Source organism: Promicromonospora sp. NPDC060271 (assembly GCF_042726755.1).
Taxonomy (GTDB): domain Bacteria; phylum Actinomycetota; class Actinomycetes; order Actinomycetales; family Cellulomonadaceae; genus Promicromonospora.
In genome coordinates this window covers 11,732-32,084 of sequence record NZ_JBHXBG010000050.1, presented here as the reverse complement: position 1 = coordinate 32,084, position 20,353 = coordinate 11,732, and the positions used below count along the sequence as shown (strand labels likewise).

The window sequence follows — 20,353 nt, the reverse complement described above, 5'->3', positions numbered from 1 at the left end:
TGGTCTCACCAGGGAGACTCGGACAGGCGCTCTACTTCGCCGTCCCAGCCGTCAGTCGACCAGCTGCCAGGGGCTGCGCTTTCCGACGCCCGGGATCTGGAGGATCGTCGGGCGGGTCGCCTCGTAGACCAGGCCCTTGTAGGTCACCAGGTCACCCCACCAGTAGAGCTTGAACGGTCGCCAGGCGGGAGCCTCCGGCTCCACCGGGTCCGCCGCCTCGACGGTCAGCGGCAGCCGGGCGGTGGTGCCGGACGGCGACGCCTGCACCAGGAGCTGGTACGCCCCGGGCGCCGTGCCGGCCGGGACGGTGACCGACGCCGACGTCGCGCCGCCGGTGACCGGGCTGGTGCCGAGCGAGACACCGTCCGAGGCCGCTCCGCCCGACGGGACCAGGAAGGTCTCGACGGCCGTGTTCTGCGGGGAGCCGAGCGAGGTCAGGTCCAGGCCGGACAGGCTGACGTCGGTCGAGGCACCGGCCTTGACCGTGCCCGGAAGGGCCGGGGCGACCGTACGGGTGCGGGCGAAGCTCGGCGTGATCGGCGAGGAGCTCTTCAGGTACGAGATCCAGGCCTCACGGTCGACCAGGCCCGAGTCCCGACCCTCCGTGCCCTCGGTGAAGACCCGGAAGTTGTCGCCACCGGCGACCAGGAACGAGAAGGTCGCCACGCGGTACTCGGCGGCCGGGTCGACCGGCACACCGTCGATGGTGATCGACGAGACGTTGTCGCCCGGTGTCGCGTTGGGGTCGGCCGTGCGAACCGTGTACGAGACGTTGTCCGACAGCCCGAGCGCCAGGTACGGCCGCGACGGGCGGTTGCCGTCCTTGTCCGTCTGCCACTGCTGCTCCAGCAGCGTGTCGAGCTGTGCGCCGGTGAGCGTGATCGTCCACAGGTTGTTGACGAACGGCAGCACCGCGTTGGCCTCGGCGTACGTGATGACGCCGTCCTCGCCACGGTAGAGCTCGTTACGCAGGCCGCCGGGGTTCACGACGCCGATGTCGGCGCCGCCCCGCTCGTCGGCGGCGAGCGACGCGCGCAGCGAGTTCGCCACCAGGTTGCCGAGCGCCGACTCCGACGCACGGTCGTCCCGGTTGCCGCCGGTGTAGACGCCGTTCGTGTAGGAGCCGCCCGCGAACGCCGTCGTGATGTCGGCGGTCACCTCGCCGATCGGCTGCGCGCCGATCTTCTGGGCCTCGGCCAGCGCGGCGTCAACGATCGAGTCGACCTCGGCGACCACCGGGTAGTCGGCGATGAGCTCGGCCGCCGGGGTCGTGGTGCGTGCGACGTTCTCGGCGGTGTAGGCCGTGACGTCGAACGTCTCCGTGTCCACCGTGAGGGAGACGTGGCCGAGGAACTCGCCGTAGTTGCCGGTCTGGATGATCGGGCGGGTCTCCCCCGCCGCACCCGGGACCGGGGCGTCCCACGCGTACTGCTTGTGCGTGTGGCCGGTGAAGATGGCCGCGATGCGCGGGTCGGTGTCCTGGACCAGGGAGGCGAAGGGGCCGCCGGCGGCGATCTCCTCCTCGATCGTGGCACCGTCGGGAGTGCCCGCGCTGGCGCCGTCGTGCGCGAGGGCCACCACCAGGTCGGCCTCGCCGTTCGCGGCGTCTCCGTCGAGCAGCTCGTCCGTGACGCGGTTGAGCGCCTCCACCGGGTCGCCGAACTCGAGGCCCTCGATACCCGTCGGCGTGACGAGCGTGGGCGTCTCCTGCGTGACCACGCCGACGAAGCCGACGTCGACACCGTTGACCGGCACCACGTCGTACTCCGGCAGCGCCGGCTCGCCCGTCGCCTCGTCGTAGACGTTCGCGCCGAGGATGCTGAAGTCCGAGGCGGGAACGACGCGGTCGGTCAGGTCGGTCATGCCCTGGTCGAACTCGTGGTTGCCGACCGCGGAGGTCTTCAGGCCCAGCGCGTTCAGCACGTCGAGGGTCGGCTGGTCCTGCTGCAGCGCTGACGCGAACAGCGAGGCGCCGATGTTGTCACCCGCCGAGACGAAGGCGGTGCCGTCGGGGTTCTGCGCCCGGATCTGCTCCACGGTGCCCGCGAAGTTGACGGTGTTCTGGTCGATGCGGCCGTGGAAGTCGTTGATGGCGACGAGGTCCAGGTCGACCGAGCCCGGCTCGGAGGTACCCAGGTCGAGCCCGACGATCGCCGGGTCGTGGTCCGAGGACCGGAACGGCGTCTCGTCGTAGAGGATCGACGCGTTGTAGTTGTAGCGGCTGTACTCGTTCGCCACCGGCTCGTAGGCGTTGATGTTCCAGATGTCGACGCCGGTGACCAGCTCCGCCGCCGCGGGCGAGGCCAGCTCGTGGTCGAGCGAGCCGACCATGCCGTCGAAGTTGTACGAGTACTCACCGGTCTCGGCGGCGAGGTCGACGTAACCGGCGTCGGCGAGGACCTGGATCGGGTCCTCGTGCTCGTAGGCGTTGAAGTCGCCGACCAGCAGGACCTTGTCCGTCCCGGCGGCCTGCGCCTGGGCGTCCGCGAAGGCGACGAGGTCGTTCGCCTGGCGCACGCGCGACTCGTTCGAGGCACCCTGGCCGTCGCCCTGGTCCGCGTCGCCCGGCCACGGGCCGGCCGACCCCTTCGACTTGAAGTGGTTCGACACCACCAGGACGTCGTCGGCGGCGTCGGTCGCGCCGCCAGCGGGCTGGAAGACCTGGGCCAGCGGACGCCGGGCGTTGTCGAACGCGTCGCCCGTCAGCAGGATGTGCGACTCGCCCACCGGGTCGGCGGTGGCCGTGCGGTAGATGAAGGCGTTACGGATCACGTCCTCGTCGGCCGGCACCTCGGCGGGCGAGGCCACGTAGGCCCACGTCCCGGCACCCGCTGCGGCGTTGAGCGCGTCCACCAGGTCGGAGACCGCCTGGTCCCGGGACTTGCCGAGGAAGTGGCGCGAGTTCTCGACCTCGAGCAGGGAGACGACGTCCGCGCCGAGCGCGTTGATCGCCGCGACGATCTTGGTCTGCTGCCGCTGCAGGTCCTCCTCCTCGGCCGCGCCGCGGGCGTCGCAGCCGCCCGAGACAGTGACCGGGTCACCCGCACGGTCCGTGTAGTAGGTGCAGCCCGTGAGCTCGTCACCCGTGGTGCTGAAGTAGTTCAGCACGTTGAACGTCGCGACCTGGAGGTTGCCGCCCACCTCCGCCGGAGCGTCCTCACGCGTGTTCTCGAAGGTGGCGGGCTGCACGGCGTCGGCGACGTCGGGCGTGAGCTGGGACGTCGGCTGGAAGCCCCACGCGTCGAACCGGTAGTCGAGCACGACGGGACGCGTGAACGTGGCCCCGGCGCCCACGCGCAGCGGAGCACCGCCGGTCAGGTAGGGCAGCGGCTTCGACTTGTTGGCGGTCGAGTTGTAGTTCAGCGACGCGCCGTCGTCGAGGAGCACGCCGCGGGCCGCGTTGTCCGCGATCTGCGCGTTGTATTCGGCCGACCCCGGACGGCCCGCCGTCGTGGGCTGCACGAGCGGGCTGTCGCCGGCCGCCAGGCCGATGACGCCGTAGTAGTTGGTGTCGTAGTTGTCCGTCACCGTAAAGGAGCCCTGCGGGGCGAGGAGCATGCCCTCGAGGGCCTCACGCTCGGCGGCGGCGGCCGGCCAGGCGGTCGCCGTCGGCTCGACCGTCGCCGGTTCGCTCAGCACTGCCCAGCCGCCCGACGACGGGGTGAGCTCGGTCAGCCCGTTGTGCTCGGAGACCGCGCCGGTCACCTCCACATGGTCGCCGGCCGAGAGGTCGGCGGCTGCCGCAGCGGAGAACACGAAGATGCCGTCCGACGCGCCGGGCGTCGGGTCCTGGCCGCCACCGGTGCCGGCGGTCTGCAGGTAGAGGCCGTTGAAACCGCCGGTCGGGTAGACGGCGGTGACGACGCCGCGGGTCGTGACCGTCTTGCCCACGAGCGGCGAGGCGTCGCCGGTGCCCTGGATCTCTGCGATCGGGGTGACCTCGGCGGGCTCGGTCGGATCCGACGGCGTGGGAGTGGGGCTGGGGTCGGGCTCGGAACCCTCGCTGTTGACGGGGGTCACCGCGGTGGAGAACACGAAGTCCGCCGAGTTGTCACCGGCGTCGCCGGTGCGCTCCAGGGACCCGACCACGCCGGTGCCCTTGCCGGCCGGAGCCTGAGCGGTCTCGAACGTGTCGGCGGTGCCGTAGCCGAGCAGGTCGACGACGCCGGCGGCGCCCTCTGCCGGCACGGCGCCCTTCGGGGGCGTGACCGCGGTGGCCTGCGACGCGAGCGCCACCACGCCGGCCGTGCCGCTCGGGTTGAGCGTGCCGACGGCGTCGGGTGTGGGGAGCGGCTCGCCGTTCGCCGCGTTCGAGGCGCCCTGCACGAGGTAGCGTCCGCCGGCGGCGATGGTGCCGCTCAGCGCGGTGACGCCGGAGAACGTCGCGCCCGTCGCGGACTTGTACTGGACCGACCAGCCGTCGACGCTGACTGGCTGGTCGGTCGGGTTGTACAGCTCGACGAACTTGTTCCGGTACGGCTGGCCGGTGCTGCCGCCGACGAGGTACGCCTCGCTGATGACGACGTGCCCCGAGTCCGGGCCGTCGGCCGTGGCCGCGGGCGCGGGCGCGGCGAAAGCCGCCGTCGCGGGCACGGCGAGCGCTGCGGAGAGAGCCACTGCGACTGCGGCCCTCCCACGGTGGTGGGGGTGTGGTCGCGGGGACCGGAGCGTGGTGGGTCTCACGCTGACTCCTTCTGCAATAGCCGACCGAGGGCCGGGCTGGGAGTGCACTGCTGCTGGACGTCTTGTTCGGCGGCATCGCCGCGGCCGGGCGCGCATCAGCTGCGCAGGCGGTCCGGCACGAGTGTCACCAAACCAATCACTGCCTCGTGAACCAGCGGTTACGGCTGGACGCCCGCGGGGAAAACTGGTGTCCCCGCACCGGGTGAACCCTGCCGCGACAGATACACGAGATCGACGCCGAGGCTAGCGGGTGTCACCGACATCCGTTACCACGCGCGCCGCGGTTCACCCTGGAGAGACCGGGGACCCCGGGTCTCCGTTCGCCCCGGAAACCGCTCGGCGCCCGACCGTCAGCGGCAGCAGCTCGGAGATGTCGGAGCGCTCGCCCGAGGCGTGCACGCGGCCGTCGAGGACGGCGTCTGCCCAGGTCACGGTGCCGGTGGCGAGGCCGAGCCAGGTGGCCGGATCGGTCTCGACGACGTTGGGGGGCGTGCCGCGCGTGTGCCGTGGCCCGGCCACGGCCTGCACCGCGCCTGCGGGCGGCACGCGTACCTCCACGGAGTTCCCGGGAGCGGTGTCGGCCAGCTCCTCCAGCGTGAACCGGACGGCGGTCGTCACGTCACGCCGATCCGCCTCCCCCCGCGCCCAAGCGGCAACGGCGGTTCGCCCGGCCGCCGGGTCGGTCCGGCGCCGCGGGGGCACTACCGCACCGCCGACAGGTCGCCGAGCCGCTTCCGGGCGGCTGCAGGAGCTGCATGCTTCATGGGGCCAGTATCGCGGACCGCCGGGTCAGTAGCGGTAGACGTCCGAGCCCGGGCCCTCGACCGCGAGCAGGTCCGCCGCCACGACCATCGGCAGCTCGAGCGAGGCAACCGACGGGTAGTCCACGTGCGTCACGTCCGGGAACGCGTCGCCGCGTACCGCGGGTACGGGTTGCGACGGCGCCGCGAGCCGCCGGGGCGACCCGCTCTGCGGTGCGTGCCGCGGCCAGGGCTCGGACAGCGGCATCTCGTCGCGGACCTGAGGGCGCACCGGCCGCCGCATGGGCGGGTAGCCGAGACCGTGACCCGGGTGCCGCGGAGCCGCCGCCTCCTCGCCGTCCGGCCGCGGCTGCGGGGTCGGCTGGGGACGCTGCGGGACCGGTCGGGGCCGGGGAACCGGACGTGGCCCGGGGCTCGGGCTCGGCTCCGGGGCCGGGTCAGGGCTCGCCATGAACGCGGGTTCGACGGTGGACCGCAGGACTCTCCCGTGGGCGGGTACCGGGCCGTCGGCGACAGGAACCGAGAAGGCCGCGGGATCCGCCGCACGTCGTGCCACGCCGGCGGCCGAGCGCGGGCCCGTGGTGGACCGCCGTCCGCCGCCGTCCCACGTGTCGGCCCGACGAGCTGTGGTCTCGGCACCCGTTCCCGGGTCGACCGCGCCGTCGCCGAGCAGCGTGAACATCACTCGGCGCTCGGACACGTCCGCCTCGGCGAGCCTGACCCGCACCTCGTCGCCCAGCGGGAGCCGTCGACCCGTCACACGCGCGCGGACGGCGGGGTCGCGCAGCACCACCAGGCCGCGCTGCACGTCCTTGGTGTCGTCCTCGACGTCGACCACGACGCCGTCGAACTCCTCGCCGAGCCGGTCGGCGAGAAGGGACGCCTCGACGATGTCGACGCACTCACGCTCGAACGACGCGGTGCGACGGCCGGTCTCGGCCATCACGGCGGGCAGGTGCGGCAGCGCGTCGAGCACCCACCGCGGGACGGCCGTACCGCCGGAGATCGCGAGGCAGACCTCCGTCGCATAGCGGTCCACCAGCCGCCGCAGGGGCGCTGTGACGTGCGCGTAGTCGGCGGCGATGGCGGCGTGGCGGGTGTTCTCGGGCGGCGGGACCGGGGCGCCGTCGGGCCCCGGCATGCCGAACGCGACGTAGCCGGCGCCGCGGAACAGCGTCGTCGCCTCGTTGAGGAACGCCGCGTGCTCCGGGACGCGCGAGACGAGCGTCGGAACGAGGCGCGAGTACGGGAAGCTGTCCGCCCAGTCGATCCCGAGCGCGCGGGCCGTGCGGTGCAGGCGGGCCAGGTCGCGGGGGTCGGCCTCGGGAAGGGTGCGCAGGATGCCGACGCCGGCCTCGCGCATGAGGTGGGCCGCCGCGATGCCCGTGAGCAGGGAGATCTGCGCGTTCCACTCCTCGACCGGCAGGTTGCGGCGGAACGAGAGCGTGTACGTGCCGTCCTCCCGCCGCTCGACCTCCTGCTCCGGCACCTCCAGCGAGACGCCGCCACGCGCGGCCTCCAGCGACTGGCGCAGGCGCCCGACGTCGGCCAGCAGCTGCAGGGACTCGCTCGCCGTGCCCGCGTCGAGAGCCGACTGGACCTCCGCGTACGTGAGCCGTTCACGGCTGCGCACCAGCACGCGCTCCAGCGAGGCGCCGGTGATGATGCCGCGCGCGTCCAGCGTGACCGTCCACAGCACCGCCGGGCGGTCCTCCTCGGGCAGCAGGCTCGCCGCGCCCTCCGACAGGATCTTCGGGTGCAGCGGTGTCCGGGCGTCCGGCCCGTAGACGGTCATGCCCCGCTTACGGACCTCCATGTCGAGCGCTCCGCCGGGTGTCACGAAGGCGCCCAGGTCCGCGATCGCGTAGTGCACCACGTAGCCCTCACCGGACTGCTCCACGTGCACCGCCTGGTCCAGGTCCTTGGAACCGGGCGGATCGATGGTCACGAACTCGATGTCGCGGCGGTCGTTCCGGCCGACGGAGAGGTCCTGGTCGGCTGCGGCCCGAGCCTCCTCGAGAACGTCTTGCGGGAACATCGCGGGCAGGCCGAACTCGGCGCGGAGCGCCGCGAGGGCACTGCTCACGTCGTCGGGGGCGGCGGGCGCGAGGCGCATCTGACGAGTCGGCACGTCTGCGAACATAAGCCGGTTTCGCCCTCTCCGCGCGGTGTCGCTGTGTTGTCGGGCGCGCGGGCGGTCGTGCGGGCGGCCGCGCTACTCGACGACGACAGTGGCGAGGACTGCCCGATGATCGGTGCCGGGCACCTGCATGGTGACGACGTCGGAGACCGGCATGTCCCGCTCCACCACCACGTGGTCCAGGGCGAACAGCGGGGGCACCTGACTGCCCTCCGGCCAGGTCACGGCAGGTCCGGCGCCCCACTCGCGCGTGGCGTCGGAGAAGCGCGAGCCGAGCAGGTCACGGAATCCGGCGTGGTCGTAGGTGGCGTTGAAGTCGCCGGCCAGGATCTGGCGTGTGTCGTCCGCGTGGACGTGCTCGGTGAGCTGGACCAGCTCGGTACGCCAGGCCGTGATGTCCGTCGGCATCGGCGGGTGCGGGTGCACGACTGTGACGCGGACCGAGGTGCCACCTGCGCCGACGACCGACGACGGCATCGCGAAGCTCGTGCCGGGCAGCTCTTCCTCCTCGGTCAGCGGCGCGGACGACCAGAGGCCGCTCCCCGCGGGGCTGTCGGCGGCGGGCACGGTGAAGCTGTGCGGCAGCAGCTCGTCGAGGCCCGCGTCCGTCAGCGCCTCCTCGAAGGCGGGCGTCAGCTCCTGGACCGCGAGCACCTCGACGTGCTGGGACTCCACGAGGCCGACGACGCTCTCGGCGTCGGCCTGCCCGTACAGGACGTTGACGGTCATGACCCGGAGCGTGCCGGAGTCGGCGGGGTCGGCCGGCGACGACGCGCTCGGCGGCACGAAGAAGGGCACCAGCCAGTACACGTAGCCGGCCAGCGCGGCCGTCAGCAGCACCGCCAGCACCCTGCGTCGGGCGAAGAGCGTGACGACCAGCAGCGGCAGCGTCACCAACGTCGCCCATGGCGCGAACGCCACGAGGTGCGGCAGCGGGATCACGCCGTCGAACGGCAGGAGCCGGGCGATGGCTATGAGGAGCAGAGGGATCGCGACGATCCAGAGCACTGACGCGATGAACCCATGGACAAATCGCACTCCCGGACCTTATTCGGCAAACACCGAAGTAGAGCGCGCGTCCGGACACCCGCTCTACTTCAGCGATGCTGCTGCGCCGAGGTAGAGCGCGTGTCCGGACACACGCTCTACCTCGGCGTCAGCAGGTCAGCGGGACAGCGGGTCAGCCGAAGATGCGCGGGAGGGTGCCCTCGTGCGCCTCGCGGGCCTCCGACAGCGGGATCTCGAACTGGCCCTCGATCACCACGGCGTCGCCGCCGGTGGTGCCGAGTCGAAGCACCGGCACGCCGGCGTCCTCCGCGAGGTGGGTCAGCTCGCCCTCGTGCTCGGGGTCGACCGCCACGATCACCCGGCCGGTCGACTCCGAGAAGAGCGCCACGAACGGGTCCACCTTGTCGCGGCCGGTCACGCCCTCGAGCGCGACCGACGCACCGACGCCGAAGCGCAGCGACGCCTCGAGCAGAGCCTGGACCAGGCCGCCCTCGGACAGGTCGTGCGCCGCGGCGGCGAGGCCGGTCTTGCGCGCCTCCACGAGCGCGGAGGCCAATGCCTTCTCGGCCGCCAGGTCCACGCGCGGCGGCAGGCCGCCGAGGTGCGAGTGCACGACGTCGGCCCAGGCCGAGCCGTCGAGCTCGTCCCGAGTGGTGCCGAGCAGCAGAAGGGAGAGCCCCTCGGTCCGCCAGCCCGACGCGAGCGCCGTGCTGACGTCGTCGAGCACGCCGAGGACGCCCACGACGGGGGTCGGGTGGATCGACGAGTCGATCTGGCCCGGCTCGCCCGTGCCGTTGTAGAGCGAGACGTTGCCACCGGTGACCGGGACACCGAGCTCCTGGCAGGCGTCGGCGAGGCCCTCGATCGCCTCGACGAGCTGCCACATCGAGTCCGGGTGCTCCGGCGAGCCGAAGTTCAGGCAGTCCGTGACGGCGAGCGGCTCGGCGCCCGTCGTTGCCACGTTGCGGTAGGCCTCAGCGAGCGCCAGCGCGGCGCCCGTGCGCGGGTCGAGCTTGCCGTAGCGGCCGTTCGCGTCGGTCGCGAGTGCGACACCCAGCCCGGTGGACTCGTCGACGCGGACCACGCCGCCGTCGTCGGGCTGCGCGAGCGCGGTGTTGCCCTGGACGAACCGGTCGTACTGGTCGGTGACCCAGGCCTTGGAGGCGAGGTTGGGCGAGGCCAGGAGGGTCAGCGCGGTCTCGCGCAGCTCCTCGCCGGACGCCGGGCGGGCGAGACCCGCCGCCGTCGTCGTGTCGGCCTGGAGACCGTCCTGCCACTCCGGGCGGGCGTAGGGCCGGTGGTACACGGGCCCCTCGTGCGCCACGGTCTTCGGGTCGACGTCCACGATGCGCTGGCCGTGGTGGTCGATGGTGAGGCGGCCGGAGTCGTTGACCTCGCCGATGACGGCGGTCTCGACCTCCCACTTGTTCGTGATCGCGAGGAACGCGTCAAGCTGGTCGGGCCGGACGACGGCCATCATGCGCTCCTGCGACTCCGACATGAGGATCTCGCCGGCGTTCAGCGTGGGGTCGCGCAGCAGCACGTCGTCGAGGTCGACGTGCATGCCGCCGTCGCCGTTGGAGGCGAGCTCGGAGGTGGCGCAGGAGATGCCCGCCGCACCGAGGTCCTGGATGCCCTCGACGACCTTGGCCGAGAACAGCTCCAGGCAGCACTCGATGAGCACCTTCTCCATGAAGGGGTCGCCCACCTGCACCGACGGGCGCTTGGCGGGGACGCCGTCCTCGAACGTCTCGGACGCGAGGATCGAGGCGCCGCCGATGCCGTCGCCACCCGTGCGGGCGCCGAACAGCACGACCTTGTTGCCGAGGCCGGTCGCGTTGGCGAGGTGGATGTCCTCGTGCCGCAGCACACCGAGGCACAGCGCGTTGACCAGCGGGTTGCCCTGGTAGGAGCCGTCGAAGACGAGCTCGCCGCCGATGTTGGGCAGGCCGAGGGAGTTGCCGTAGCCGCCGACCCCGGAGACGACGCCGTGGACGACGCGCGCGGTGTCGGGGTGGTTCACGTCGCCGAACCGGAGCTGGTCCATGACCGCAACGGGGCGCGCGCCCATCGAGATGATGTCGCGGACGATGCCGCCGACGCCGGTCGCGGCGCCCTGGTAGGGCTCGACGAACGACGGGTGGTTGTGCGACTCGACCTTGAAGGTGACGGCCCAGCCGTCGCCGATGTCGACGACGCCGGCGTTCTCACCGATCCCGACGAGGAGGTGCTCCTTCATCTCGTCGGTCACCTTCTCGCCGAACTTGCTCAGGTGCACCTTCGACGACTTGTAGGAGCAGTGTTCGCTCCACATCACCGAGTACATCGCGAGCTCGGCCGCGGTGGGGCGGCGGCCCAGGATGTCCTTGATGCGCTGGTACTCGTCCTCCTTGAGGCCGAGCTCTCCGTACGGCTGCACCTCATCGGGGGTGGCCGCGGCGGTCTCCACCGTGTCCAGTCTCGGGACGGCGGGAGTCGTGCGGGAGGGTGCCTGGGACGCGGGCGCGGTCATGTAGTTCCTCGCGTGCGGGGTAGGTTTCTTGGCGCCGGAGCGCCCCGCCAGTCTACGACGCGTCACGCGCCGGGGCTGTCGCGGTCAGAGCTGGGAGTCGTAGACGCGGACGTAGTCGACCACCATCTGCTGCGGGAGCTGCGTGGTCCCGTCGGGGTATCCGGGCCAGTTGCCGCCCACCGCGACGTTCAGCAGGAAGAAGAACGGCTGGTCGTAGACCCAGGGGTTGCCGCCGACGTCGGCGGTGGTACGGGTCTGGTAGACGTTGCCGTCCACCGACCAGCTGATCCGGCCGGGCGCCCAGTCGATCGCGAACGTGTGGAAGTCGTCGGCGAAGGACCAGCCCTGCGGGTGCGTGTAGGCGGCGCCGATCCCGGCGCCACCGGAGTAGCCGGGCCCGTGAAGGGTGCCGTGCACCATGTGGGGCTCGAAGCCGACGTTCTCCATGATGTCGATCTCGCCCGAGTCGGGCCACGGGACGCCGTTGCCGATCTGGCCGCCGAGCATCCAGAAGGCGGGCCAGATGCCCTGACCCCGCGGGATCTTGATCCGGGCCTCGAGGTGCCCGAACTTCGGCTGCACCTTGCCCTGCGTGGTCAGCCGTGCCGACGTGTAGCCGCCGTTGCCGTCCCGGCGAGCGGTGATGACGAGGTTCCCGTTGCCGTCCAGCGCGGAGTTCTCGCGGGAGCTCGTGTAGTTCTGCAGCTCGTTGTTGCCCCAGCCGCCAGCCCCCGTCTCCAGGTTCCAGTTCGCGGGGTTCGGGGCGCTGCCCGCCGCGCCGTCGAACTCGTCGGACCAGGTCAGTGCGCCGACGGCGGCCGGAGCGGCGGCGGACGCCGAACCGGCCTCGGGTGCCTGGGACGCGGCCGCCGAGGCCGCGAGCGACGCCGACAGGACGAACGTCATGGCGGCTACGGCCGTGGCCGTCGTGCGGATGCTGCTGTGTCTCGTGCTACGCATCGGACGCTCCTTCGCGAAGATGTGTTCCCCCACCGGACGGGGTCGGGCGGGCGTGCGGCGGATCGCACCGGCATGGTGGGCGACGCTACTTTTCACCCGGTCGGTGGGACAAGATGGTGAAAACACGTAGCCGCGGCCGTCGTCGTCCCTTCAGTCCCGCTGAACGGTCAGCCAGTGATATGCGATGGACGTGCACGGTTGCTCCGAACGACGATGACCGCATGCCCCTGCGCCACTCGCTCCTCGCCGTGCTCGTCATGATCATCTGGGGCGTCAACTTCCTCGCGATCGACCTCGGCGTCGACGACGTACCGCCCGTGCTGTTCGTCGCGATCCGCTTCGTCGTGGTGCTGATCCCGGCGATCTTCCTGGTGCCCCGGCCCGCGGCCGCCCTCAAGGACGTGCTCGTGGTGGGCCTGTTCCTCAGCCTCGGCCAGTTCGCCCTCCTGTACACCGCCATCGCGCTCGACCTGCCGCCCGGCCTGGCGTCGCTCGTGCTCCAGGCGCAGGTGGTCCTCACCGTCCTGTTCGCGAGCGTCGCGCTCCGCGAGCGCCCCACGACGCCGCAGCTCGTCGGCGTGCTGCTCGGCGCGGTGGGCCTGGTGGTCGTCGGCGTCGGCCGCTCGGCGGCGACGCCCGCGGTAGCGTTCCTGCTCGCCATCGCGGCCGCGGCGTCGTGGGCGACAGGCAACGTGATCGTGCGGCGGCTGGGCTCGGCGACGCAGGCGGCCGGCACCCGGCAGAGCCCGCTGGCCGGCCTGTCCATGACCGTGTGGTCGGCGCTCGTGGTGCCGGTGCCGATGTTCGCCCTGTCGCTGGTGCTGGACGGCCCCGCAGCCGTCGGCCACGCCCTCACGCACCCGACGTGGGCCGCCGTGCTGTCCACGCTCTACACGGCGTGGCTCGCGAGCCTGGTCGGCTACGGCATCTGGAACACGCTGCTGGACCGACACCGGGCGAGCGCGGTGGTGCCCTTCACCATGCTGGTGCCGGTGGTCGGGATGACGGCCGCCTGGCTCGTGCAGGGCGAGGTGCCGAACGTGGCGGAGGCCGGCGGTGGCCTGCTGCTCCTGCTGGGTGTCGCGATCACGTCGGGGCTGCTGCGGTGGCCGGACCGACGGCGTTACAGCCCCGGCACGTAGCTACAGCTCCAGCTCGTAGACAAGCAGGTCGACGCCGGGCGCGGGCGCCCAGTCCCGGCTGGGTTCGCGCACGAACCCGAGCCGCTCGTAGAGCCGGTGCGAGCCGTGGGCGACAGGCTGGGTGGACAGGACGATCCGGCGCGTCCCCACGGACCGCGCCATGCACTCGCGCATCAGCGCGGTCCCGGCTCCCTTGCCCTGGGCATCCGGTGCGACGCCCAGCATGCGGACCTCGGCCTCGCCGTCCCGGGCGATGTCGGCCATGGGGCCGCCGTGCGGCACGAACGTCACGCCGCCGACCACCACGCCGTCGTCCAGCGCCGCGATGATCTCGGCGGCCTCCGCCCGGCTCGCGACGTCGCGCAGGATGTCGGCGTAGAATTCGGAGCCGGGCGCGTCGAGCTGCCCGTCAGCGAAGAACGCCTCCGCGACGATCTTGCCCAAAGCCTTGTACTCGGCGGGTGTCGCGTCCCGCACCTCGATGCTCATGCGATGACCGTAGACCGAGCCTCTGACATGGCCATGCTTCGGAGTGCCCGGCAGGTCAGACCGAAGAACTCGCCCGAATCGCACAACAGTTCGATAAAGTGCGCGGCTCAACGGTGTCGTCTCGCCCAGGAGCCCCTAGGCTGAGGAGATGACGACCTCACGCAGCGAGCATGCCGCCTTGCTCGCACTGCTGCGCAAGCGCGAGGAGCCATGGAGCCGAATCGCCGCGCAGGTCGCCTTCGAAGGGAGCGCGACAGCGGTGTGGGAAGCCCAGAACGGCGAGGGCCTTCTGTTCGACTTACCTGACGACCGATCCGCGCTCGACTCCGCGCTGTCTGAGATCGCCCAATGGGGCGAACGCGCCCTGAAGTTCACGACAGTGCTCGACAGGTCTTACCCGCGCCGCCTCCTCGACATCCACGAGACCCCACCAATCCTCTTCTACGAAGGCGATCTACGGCCGAATGACATGGGGATGTCAGTCGTCGGCTCACGAAGTGCTTCGCTTGACGGCCAGCGCCTGGCGGCGGAGGTGGCGCGCTTCCTCGTCGACGAAGGCCTCACGGTCATCAGCGGCCTGGCATCCGGGGTCGATGCGGCATCGCATCGCGCCGCACTCGAAGCCGGAGGCCGAACGGTCGCATTCATCGGTACAGGAATCACGCGTGAGTACCCAGCAGTCAATGCTCGGCTCCAGCACGAGATCGCCGAACGTGGCCTGGTGTTGTCGCAGTTCTTTCCCGACGCCCCACCGACGAAGCAGTCGTTCCCCATGCGCAACGCCTCCATGTCCGGCTACGGCCTAGCCACGATCGTCATCGAAGCCGGCGAGCACAGCGGCACCCGGAACCAAGTGCGCAAGGCCGGGGAGCACGGTCGGCCGGTCATCCTCACCAAGCAGGTCGCATCCACGACGTCCTGGGGAGCGGTGCTCCAGGGCACGCCAGGAGTCCACATCGTTGGATCCATGGCGGACCTGCGACGCGCCGTCACAGAGATCCGTGAGCGCCCTCGCCTGGTCGAGGAAGCACTCGCTGCCCTGGCGGGCGTGTGACACGTGACCTGCCGAGCAGCGTTCAACCTGTCGCCGCGTATCTCTCCGCCGATCACGGTCGCTACTTGCTCAACGCGGCATTCAACACAGGATCGACCTGCTCCATCTGCTCAACTCCGGTCAACCACGTTCTCGACGCCTACTGCCCACAGTGCCGCCAGCTCACCGAGTCCGCCGACTCCATCTGTGATCGCGTCGGCATCCTGATCTACGCCGTGCAGTACGACACGCAGGCATATCGGCTGGTCCAGCAATACAAGGGCAATTTCCCCGGGCCTGACCACATCCTCGTCATGCGCTCATTGCTTGCTCTCGGCCTGCGCGGACATGTGGAGTGCGATCTCAAGCTCTCGGGCTTTGCACCCCGAGAGATGGGTTGGGCGGTTGTGCCATCGTCCAAGGGACGCGACACCCTGACGACGCTGGTCCGCAGGCTTGCAGCTCGGCCTGAGACTCAGGTCCCGCTCGACGTGACACCCCATGGGTTCGAGAAGCACGTCTTCCGGCCGGCGAACTTCGTGGTGCCACCTGGCACCGACGTCCCTCGGCACGTACTCCTGATCGACGACTCATGGGTGAGCGGTGCAAACGCTCAGTCCGCGGCATCTGCGCTCAAGCTTGCCGGCGCACACGACGTATCGATATTCGCCGTGGCACGGGTTCTCAAACCAACCTACGAACCCACGAAACGCTTCCTTTCAGAGTTTGGTCAACGGAGCTTCGATCCGTCGATCTGCCCGTGGACTGGCAACGTGTGCCCCTGAGCTACTACGGGCCGCGAACAAGCGCACCGTCTGGCCCTCCGTCCTCGACGATCCGACCGCGACCTCCCTTCGCGAGCGCCGCCGCACCCGCCCCCACGGCTTGTACACGGACAGCAGCGTCGCCACGGCGAGCAGCGTGAGCGACACCGCGGGCGGGTACACGAGGAACGAGATGTCCGTCGCCGGGACCTGCCCGGCCTCGACCGCCACGCCGGCGGCGCCGACGTCGGCCATGCCCGGCCGCAGCGCCACGACGATCAGGACGCACAGCAGCGCGTTCAGGACGAGCTTGACCGTGACCCACCAGTAGCGGACCAGGCCCCACTTGGTCGCGAGACCGAGCAGCAGACCCGAGCCGAGACAGACGAGGGCGGAGACGAGCATCGGGGTCACCACGAACTCGGCGAGGGCCCGCAGGGCGAGCCCCCGGACGGCGTCCGAGCCACCGCCCAGCCCCACTGCGACGAGCACGGCCACCAGTACGTCGATGCCGATCCACGCCCCGGCGACCACGAGGTGCACGGTGAGCACCGCCTTGCGTGCGCGCGGCGCCAGCCTCATGACGTCGGCTCCGTTCGCGGCGCAGCACCCGGCCGCACCACCAGCAGCGTCCCCGCCACGAGCACGACCAGGACGCCGATGACCCGTAGCGCGGTGCCCGCACCGAGCAGCGGCTCGGCGAAGCCGAGGTTGCCGAGGCTCCCGGTCAGGATGACGCCGGCGGCCTCGGCGACCGCCACGACCACCGCGACGACAGCGGGCCAGGTCCGGGTGCGGAACACGGCGAGCAGCACGGCGGCGACGACCATCAGCACGACGGCCGGCGGCAGGACCGGCGCCGGAGCCCTGCCTGCCCTGGCGACATAGATGCCGATCGTCGCGACGACGAGGCCGGCGACGGCGATTCCCCCGAGACTTCCCCTGAGATTCATGTCCAGTCCCTCCTCGGACGCCGGGCGGCGTCCCTGCACCTCAGCCTTCCGGCTGGGGCCCGGCACGGGATCGGCCGCGGGACGGCAGTCCCGCTGCGCCGTCCGACGGCGGCGCGGTGGCCCGTCTACGCTCCAGGACGTACAGCGGGGTACGGCGCACAGGGGGTGACGCCCGGCCCGCCGTCGGACACAGTGGGGCCGGAGGTGAGGGACATGGGGAAGCCGCGTCTCGTGGACGTCGCCGTGACCGCCGCGCTGACGACGCTCACGCTGGTGTCTTTGCCGTTCCTCGAGGCGTCCGCCGGGATGCGCCCCGTCGACGCCCTCGGGTACGCGCTGGCGGTCACCGCTGCGGTGGGGACGCTGTTCCGGACCCGCCGGCCCGTGGTGACGCTCGGTGTGGTCACCCTCGCGACGGTCACCTACCTGCTCCTCGACTACCCGTACGGCCCGGTGATGGTGTGCGTCGTGGTCGCGGTCTACTCCCTGGCCCGACGGCGTCCGCTCCGCCCTGCCCTGCTGTACGGCACGGCGACGCTGGCCCTCCTCCTGCTGCACGTCCTCACGCATCCGGGCGCGCTTCCCCTGCCGACCGGGCTGATCCCGGCGAGCGCCATCGTGGCGGTGCCGTTCAGCATCGGCGTAGCCAGACGGATGTGGCACGAGGCCCGGTCCGCCGAACGGGACGCGGCGGAGCAGCAGGCGCGCGACGACGAACGGCTGCAGCTCGCGCACGAGGTGCACGACGTCGTCGGGCACGGGCTGGCCGCCATCCAGATGCAGGCGGACATCGCGCTCCATCTCGGCCGGCCCGAGGACGCGACCACCGCACTGGAGGCCATCTCGAAGGCGGCGAACGAGGCGTTGACCGAGCTGCGCACCACGCTCGCGGAGATCCGCCCGGGTGCCGCGTCCGGCGCCGGTCCCGACCGAGCGCCGACGGCCGGGCTGGCCAACCTGGAGGTGCTTGCGCAGCGGGTGCGGTCGGCGGGGGTGGCCGTCGACCTCACGATCGGCGGTACCTCCCGGCCGCTGCCCGACGCGGTGGACCTCGCCGCCTACCGCGTGCTGCAGGAGTCGCTGACCAACGTGGTCAAGCACGGGGCCGGGGCGGCGGCGCGGGTCGAGGTGGGATACGAGCCCGACCTGATCCGCCTGTGCGTCCGCAACCCGCGTGTCCGCGGCCCGCGCGCGCCCGCCGACGGCTTCGTCGCCGGTTTCGGCATCACCGGGATGCGGCATCGGGTCGAGTCCCTGGGCGGGCGGCTCGACGCCGGTCCCGTCGACGAGTACTTCGAGGTGCGGGCGGTACTGCCCGCCGGAGGTGTCACATGATCTCGGTGCTGCTCGTGGACGACCAGGACCTGGTGCGAATGGGCCTGCGCGCCCTGATCTCCGGCGAGACGGACCTCACGGTCGCCGGTGAGGCCGCCGACGGCATAGCCGCCGTCGCGGAGGCGCGTCGCCTGCGACCCGACGTCGTGCTCGTGGACATCCGGATGCCCGGCATCGACGGCATCGAGGCGACCCGGCGGATCGCCGAGGATGCTGCCCTGACCGCCACGCGCGTCGTGGTGCTCACGACGTTCGAGCACGACCAGTACGTCGTCGACGGCCTGCGCGCGGGGGCCAGCGGGTTCCTGCTGAAGAACACCCCGCCGGCGGACCTCGTCACCGCGATCCGCACCGTGCACGACGGCGGCGCGCTGCTGGCGCCGTCGGCCACGCGCACGCTGATCAGGGAGTTCACCTCCGCCTCGCCGCGCGCGCTCGCGCCGCACCCCCGGATCGGGGACCTGACCGACCGCGAGCACGAGGTGGTCCGCCTCGTGGCCCAGGGGATGAGCAACCACGAGATCGCCGAGCACCTCGTCCTGAGCCCGGCGACCGCGCGGACGCACGTGTCGCGCGCGATGATCAAGCTCGCCGCACGCGACCGTGCCCAGCTCGTCGTGTTCGCCTATCAGTCGGGGCTCGCGTGAGCCCGTGCCGCTGCCGCCCCACTACTGAGTAAACGCGTAACAGAGATGTCATCGGGGGGTTCCCGACGTTTACCCGACAGTGGTTTCATTCGGACATGAAGCTGCTTCGAACTTTTCCGAAGGTTTCCTTCGAGTTCGGGCTCTCCTCATGGCAGTGGTTGGGGCTTCGCGAGCAGACCCCGCGCTTCGCGACCTGTTTCGGCGACATCTTCCTCGAGTCGCTGGACGGATGGTGGTTCCTGGACACGGTCGAGGGCACGCTCGAGCTCCGCTGGGCCTCGGCGGTCACCATGTACGCCGAGCTCGAGTCGGCGGAGGGCCGCGCCACCTATCTCATGGACGACCTGGTGCGCGACGCCCGGAGCCGCGGCATCCACCTCGGCGAGGAGGACGTCTACGCCTTCAACCCGCACCCGGCCCTCGGCGGTGAGCTCGGCGTGAACGGGCTCGGTGCGATGCGTTTCGAGCTGGCGGTCAACTGGGTCGGGCAGATGCACGACCAGCTGCTGCACAACCCGGGCGAGATCCACCTCCCCCCGATGCCCGACGACGGTCGCCGCACCGGTACGTCCCGGACCACCGCGGCCTGGGACGGCACGTGGTCCCAGGACGAGACCTTCGACGTTCCGTTCGAGCAGTACCTCGCCACCACCACCTTCGCGGCGGTCGCAGCGCCAGGCCAGAGCGTTGGCAGCCGGTCCGACGGCGCCCGGCCGTACAAGGGCAAGCGGTACGCGGCGCCTGTCGAGCCGGAACAGCCGGCGCCGGTCCATTCCTCGCCCACGCCGTCCTGGTCGGGGCAGAGCGGGTCCGTCGCCTGGTCGGGGCAGACCGAGACGGCGCAGCAGTGGCCCGAGCCGAGCCAGGCCCACGAGCCCGCGGCTCCGCTCGACGGGTACGCGGCGGGGCACGACCCCGCGTACCCCGCCGCCGAGCAGTACGGAACGGCACCGGGCGACCAGTGGGCCGGCGGGTCCGGCGCAGCTCAGGGCTGGCTCCCGTACGACGACGGCCGGGGCAGCGGAGGCCAGGATCACCGTGGCCAGGCCGGCCCCACGTGGAACAGCCCCGGCTGGGGCAGCCCGACGTGGGCCGGCCCGACGTGGGACAGCCAGCCACCGGCCCTGGCCGCCGGCGGCAGCCCGCAGCAGGCGCCACGGGCCGACGACCCGTTCACCGCGTGGGACGACCTGTGGGGGAGGCACTGAGCCGCTGCCGCCGGGCGGCCGCCGCCTGACGTACCACCGGTGCCGCCGTCGGTCGTTCCGGACGGAGTCGACGCTCACGCTCGACCCGTGCGACAAGGCTCAGCTCGCCCGGGGTGGTGCTGCGCGCGCGCTTCAGCAGGCGGGTCTCCAGCGCCACCCGGTTGCTCCGCCCCAGCCCGTCCGTGTAGCCGAGGATGGTCTGCGCATGCGCGTGGGTGATGTGCCCACCGCGCAGCGCGGCAAGCGTACGGGGATGCTCGTGCACCAGCGCACGGGACTCCTCGATGAGCGCGACCGCCGAGCTCTCCGGCATCCGCAGGACCCTGGCCAGCCGCTCGACCAGCTCGGGCGCCAGTCCGGTCGGTTCCTCCGCATCCGCCTCCGGAGCGTCGAACAGCTCGGGCTGGTCGGCCACCCACTCCCGGACCGATTCCATGAGCACCGCCCGTGAGGCGGCGAGCGAGGAAAGGAGCGCGTCGACGGCGGCCACGGCGTCGACCGCCTCCGTAAGATCCGCGAATCCCTTCGCGAACCCGGACTCGCGCGGTACGGCAGCACCACGCGCAGACTGGCCCGGCACGTCGGCGGGACCACGAGTCACCAGCACCTTGTTCGAACGCATGTTCTAAAGATAGGGGCTGACGGCGGCACGCGCCACCCAGCGCGCCGACCCGTGTCCATCGCCCGCACGACGTCGACCGCCCACGCGACGTCGTTT

The 20,353-nt window shown here is 71.6% G+C and carries 16 protein-coding genes; 6 read left to right on the top strand and 10 right to left on the bottom strand.

Annotation, left to right across the window (positions count from 1 at the left end; genetic code table 11):
• Positions 1–51: 51 nt before the first annotated feature.
• The 6 genes from ACFWE2_RS10305 to ACFWE2_RS10280 all read right to left on the bottom strand — a co-directional run bounded on the left by ACFWE2_RS10305 (position 52) and on the right by ACFWE2_RS10280 (position 12,064).
• On the bottom strand, positions 52–4,617 hold the full coding sequence (locus ACFWE2_RS10305; protein ID WP_377224127.1) for an ExeM/NucH family extracellular endonuclease: 4,566 nt from the start codon (positions 4,615–4,617) through the stop codon (positions 52–54).
• A gap of 351 nt (positions 4,618–4,968) precedes the next feature.
• Positions 4,969–5,385 (bottom strand): sterol carrier family protein, encoded by a 417-nt coding sequence (locus ACFWE2_RS10300; RefSeq protein ID WP_377224126.1) that lies wholly within the window; start codon positions 5,383–5,385, stop codon positions 4,969–4,971.
• A gap of 87 nt (positions 5,386–5,472) precedes the next feature.
• Positions 5,473–7,575: an RNB domain-containing ribonuclease gene (locus ACFWE2_RS10295; protein WP_377224125.1), complete on the bottom strand. Its 2,103-nt coding sequence runs from the start codon at positions 7,573–7,575 to the stop codon at positions 5,473–5,475.
• Positions 7,576–7,659: 84 nt separating this feature from the next.
• Entirely contained in the window at positions 7,660–8,622 is a 963-nt protein-coding gene (locus ACFWE2_RS10290) for an endonuclease/exonuclease/phosphatase family protein (RefSeq protein ID WP_377224124.1), read from the bottom strand.
• A gap of 142 nt (positions 8,623–8,764) precedes the next feature.
• Entirely contained in the window at positions 8,765–11,104 is a 2,340-nt protein-coding gene (gene purL, locus ACFWE2_RS10285; protein ID WP_377224123.1) for a phosphoribosylformylglycinamidine synthase subunit PurL, read from the bottom strand.
• 84 nt (positions 11,105–11,188) lie between these two features.
• The gene (locus ACFWE2_RS10280; protein WP_377224122.1) at positions 11,189–12,064 is read right to left on the bottom strand and encodes a family 16 glycosylhydrolase; all 876 of its coding nucleotides are present in this window, start codon (positions 12,062–12,064) and stop codon (positions 11,189–11,191) included.
• 221 nt (positions 12,065–12,285) lie between these two features.
• Here ACFWE2_RS10280 and ACFWE2_RS10275 point away from each other — a divergent pair, with 221 nt between their 5' ends.
• On the top strand, positions 12,286–13,206 hold the full coding sequence (locus tag ACFWE2_RS10275; protein WP_377224121.1) for an EamA family transporter: 921 nt from the start codon (positions 12,286–12,288) through the stop codon (positions 13,204–13,206).
• Here ACFWE2_RS10275 and ACFWE2_RS10270 read toward each other — a convergent pair whose 3' ends face one another.
• Positions 13,207–13,695 (bottom strand): GNAT family N-acetyltransferase, encoded by a 489-nt coding sequence (locus tag ACFWE2_RS10270; protein ID WP_377224120.1) that lies wholly within the window; start codon positions 13,693–13,695, stop codon positions 13,207–13,209.
• Positions 13,696–13,843: 148 nt separating this feature from the next.
• Here ACFWE2_RS10270 and ACFWE2_RS10265 point away from each other — a divergent pair, with 148 nt between their 5' ends.
• Both ACFWE2_RS10265 and ACFWE2_RS10260 read left to right on the top strand, forming a co-directional pair.
• The gene (locus ACFWE2_RS10265) at positions 13,844–14,749 is read left to right on the top strand and encodes a DNA-processing protein DprA (protein WP_377224119.1); all 906 of its coding nucleotides are present in this window, start codon (positions 13,844–13,846) and stop codon (positions 14,747–14,749) included.
• Complete coding sequence (locus ACFWE2_RS10260; protein ID WP_377224118.1) at positions 14,746–15,513, top strand: ComF family protein; 768 nt, start codon at positions 14,746–14,748, stop codon at positions 15,511–15,513. Before ACFWE2_RS10265 ends, ACFWE2_RS10260 begins: the two co-directional genes overlap by 4 nt.
• On the opposite strand, the gene ACFWE2_RS10255 is transcribed toward ACFWE2_RS10260, so the two are convergent.
• Positions 15,448–16,074, bottom strand: coding sequence for a hypothetical protein (locus ACFWE2_RS10255; protein WP_377224117.1), 627 nt, complete (start codon positions 16,072–16,074; stop codon positions 15,448–15,450). The two genes, ACFWE2_RS10260 and ACFWE2_RS10255, sit on opposite strands and share 66 nt — an antisense overlap.
• Entirely contained in the window at positions 16,071–16,445 is a 375-nt protein-coding gene (locus ACFWE2_RS10250; protein WP_377224116.1) for a hypothetical protein, read from the bottom strand. Before ACFWE2_RS10250 ends, ACFWE2_RS10255 begins: the two co-directional genes overlap by 4 nt.
• Before the next feature lie 213 nt (positions 16,446–16,658).
• Here ACFWE2_RS10250 and ACFWE2_RS10245 point away from each other — a divergent pair, with 213 nt between their 5' ends.
• The 3 genes from ACFWE2_RS10245 (at position 16,659) to ACFWE2_RS10235 (ending at position 19,635) form a co-directional block, all read left to right on the top strand.
• Entirely contained in the window at positions 16,659–17,780 is a 1,122-nt protein-coding gene (locus ACFWE2_RS10245) for a sensor histidine kinase (protein WP_377224115.1), read from the top strand.
• Positions 17,777–18,427: a response regulator gene (locus tag ACFWE2_RS10240; RefSeq protein WP_377224114.1), complete on the top strand. Its 651-nt coding sequence runs from the start codon at positions 17,777–17,779 to the stop codon at positions 18,425–18,427. The genes ACFWE2_RS10245 and ACFWE2_RS10240 overlap by 4 nt, the downstream gene beginning before the upstream one ends.
• A 95-nt stretch (positions 18,428–18,522) precedes the next feature.
• The gene (locus ACFWE2_RS10235) at positions 18,523–19,635 is read left to right on the top strand and encodes a T6SS immunity protein Tdi1 domain-containing protein (RefSeq protein ID WP_377224113.1); all 1,113 of its coding nucleotides are present in this window, start codon (positions 18,523–18,525) and stop codon (positions 19,633–19,635) included.
• On the opposite strand, the gene ACFWE2_RS10230 is transcribed toward ACFWE2_RS10235, so the two are convergent.
• Positions 19,601–20,257 carry a hypothetical protein gene (locus tag ACFWE2_RS10230; RefSeq protein WP_377224112.1) on the bottom strand — a complete coding sequence of 219 codons (657 nt, stop codon included), beginning with the start codon at positions 20,255–20,257 and terminating at the stop codon, positions 19,601–19,603. The genes ACFWE2_RS10235 and ACFWE2_RS10230 overlap by 35 nt on opposite strands.
• Between the last annotated feature and the right edge of the window lie 96 nt (positions 20,258–20,353).

Coding starts and splice junctions, on each gene's coding strand:
- ACFWE2_RS10270 (WP_377224120.1), bottom strand. CDS start 13,695: ATGAGCATCGAGGTGCGGGACGCGACACCCGCCGAGTACAAGGCTTTG.
- ACFWE2_RS10255 (WP_377224117.1), bottom strand. CDS start 16,074: ATGAGGCTGGCGCCGCGCGCACGCAAGGCGGTGCTCACCGTGCACCTC.
- ACFWE2_RS10265 (WP_377224119.1), top strand. CDS start 13,844: ATGACGACCTCACGCAGCGAGCATGCCGCCTTGCTCGCACTGCTGCGC.
- ACFWE2_RS10230 (WP_377224112.1), bottom strand. CDS start 20,257: ATGCGTTCGAACAAGGTGCTGGTGACTCGTGGTCCCGCCGACGTGCCG.
- ACFWE2_RS10275 (WP_377224121.1), top strand. CDS start 12,286: ATGCCCCTGCGCCACTCGCTCCTCGCCGTGCTCGTCATGATCATCTGG.
- ACFWE2_RS10250 (WP_377224116.1), bottom strand. CDS start 16,445: ATGAATCTCAGGGGAAGTCTCGGGGGAATCGCCGTCGCCGGCCTCGTC.
- ACFWE2_RS10235 (WP_377224113.1), top strand. CDS start 18,523: ATGAAGCTGCTTCGAACTTTTCCGAAGGTTTCCTTCGAGTTCGGGCTC.
- ACFWE2_RS10280 (WP_377224122.1), bottom strand. CDS start 12,064: ATGCGTAGCACGAGACACAGCAGCATCCGCACGACGGCCACGGCCGTA.
- ACFWE2_RS10240 (WP_377224114.1), top strand. CDS start 17,777: ATGATCTCGGTGCTGCTCGTGGACGACCAGGACCTGGTGCGAATGGGC.
- purL (WP_377224123.1), bottom strand. CDS start 11,104: ATGACCGCGCCCGCGTCCCAGGCACCCTCCCGCACGACTCCCGCCGTC.
- ACFWE2_RS10245 (WP_377224115.1), top strand. CDS start 16,659: ATGGGGAAGCCGCGTCTCGTGGACGTCGCCGTGACCGCCGCGCTGACG.